This is a genomic window from Gordonia sp. C13, from assembly GCF_023218005.1.
In the GTDB taxonomy this organism is placed as follows: Bacteria; Actinomycetota; Actinomycetes; order Mycobacteriales; family Mycobacteriaceae; genus Gordonia; species Gordonia namibiensis.
The window spans coordinates 1-1,691 of the sequence record NZ_JALPSY010000063.1 but is presented as its reverse complement, the minus strand read 5'-3'; the positions used below and the strand labels follow the sequence as shown (position 1 = coordinate 1,691).

The 1,691-nt window shown below is 67.8% G+C and carries 1 protein-coding gene; it reads left to right on the top strand.

Annotated elements, in window-relative coordinates; genetic code table 11:
- A partial coding sequence (gene acs, locus M1L58_RS23220) for an acetate--CoA ligase (RefSeq protein ID WP_248660621.1) occupies positions 1–1,691 on the top strand: 1,691 nt, incomplete at both ends.

Sequence of the window (1,691 nt, the reverse complement as noted above, 5' to 3'; positions counted from 1 at the left end):
TCCGAAGAGTTCGCCGCGCAGGCCAACGCCAACGCCGAGATCTACGACCGTGCAGACGCCGACCGACTCGAGTTCTGGGCGGAGCAGGCGCGTCGACTCGATTGGGCCACCGATTTCACCGACACCCTCGACTGGTCGAACGCACCGTTCGCCAAGTGGTTCGTCGGCGGCAAGCTCAATGTCTCCGTCAACTGCGTGGACCGGCACGTCGCCGCGGGCAAGGGCGACCGCGTCGCCATCCACTGGGTCGGCGAACCCGGCGACACCCGCGACCTCACCTACAGCCAGCTGCTCGCCGAGGTCAGCAAGGCGGCCAACTACTTCACCTCCATCGGCCTGCAGGCCGGTGACCGCGTCGCCATATACATGCCGATGGTCCCCGAGGCCCTGATCTCGATGCTCGCCTGCGCGCGTCTCGGCCTCACCCACTCCGTCGTGTTCGCCGGCTTCTCGTCGGGCGCCCTGCGGTCCCGCGTCGACGACGCCGAGGCCAAGCTCGTCATCACCACCGACGGCCAGTACCGCCGCGGCGAGCCCGCTCCCCTCAAGACCAACGTCGATGAAGCTCTGGGCACCGGCGACGACGCCGCGAAGTCGGTCGAGAAGGTCCTCGTCGTACGTCGCACCAACCACGACCCCGAGCTGAACTGGGTCGAGGGACGCGACGTCTGGTGGGAGGACACCGTCGAGCAGCAGTCCGACGTCCACGAGCCGGAGGCCTTCGACTCCGAGCACCCGCTGTTCCTGCTCTACACCTCGGGCACCACCGGCAAGCCCAAGGGCATCGTCCACTCCTCCGGCGGCTACCTCACGCAGGTCAGCTACACCTTCCACTACGTCTTCGACCACAAGGAAGGCCGCGACGTCTTCTGGTGCGGCGCCGACATCGGCTGGGTGACCGGCCACTCGTACCTCGTCTACGGTCCGCTCTCCAACGGCGCCACCGAGGTGGTCTACGAGGGCACCCCGAACTCGCCCAACGAACACCGCCACTTCGAGATCATCGAGAAGTACGGCGTCACCATCTACTACATCGCCCCGACGCTGATCCGCACGTTCATGAAGTGGGGTCAGCAGATCCCCGAGGCCCACGACCTGTCGTCGGTCCGACTGCTCGGTAGTGTCGGCGAGCCGATCAACCCCGAGGCGTGGAAGTGGTTCCGCGACGTCATCGGCGGCGGCAAGGCCCCGATCGTCGACACCTGGTGGCAGACCGAGACCGGCGCCATCATGATCTCGCCGCTACCCGGCGTGACCGCGACCAAGCCGGGCTCGGCGATGAAGCCGCTGCCCGGCATCAGCGCGAACATCGTCGACGACCAGGGCAACCCAGTCGGTGCCGGAGAACAGGGCTACCTCGTCCTCGATCAGCCGTGGCCGGCGATGCTGCGCGGCATCTGGGGCGACGAGGAGCGCTTCCGCGACACCTATTGGTCGCGGTTCGCCGAGCAGGGCTGGTACTTCGCCGGTGACGGCGCCCGCTACGACGAGGACCACGCCCTCTGGGTCCTCGGACGCGTCGACGATGTGATGAACGTGTCCGGCCACCGCATCTCCACCGCCGAGGTCGAGTCGGCTCTCGTCGGCCATTCCGGCGTGGCCGAGGCCGCGGTCATCGGCGCCGCCGACGAGACCACCGGCCAGGGCATCGTCGCCTTCGTCATCCTGCGTGAGGGTGTCGAGAACACCGG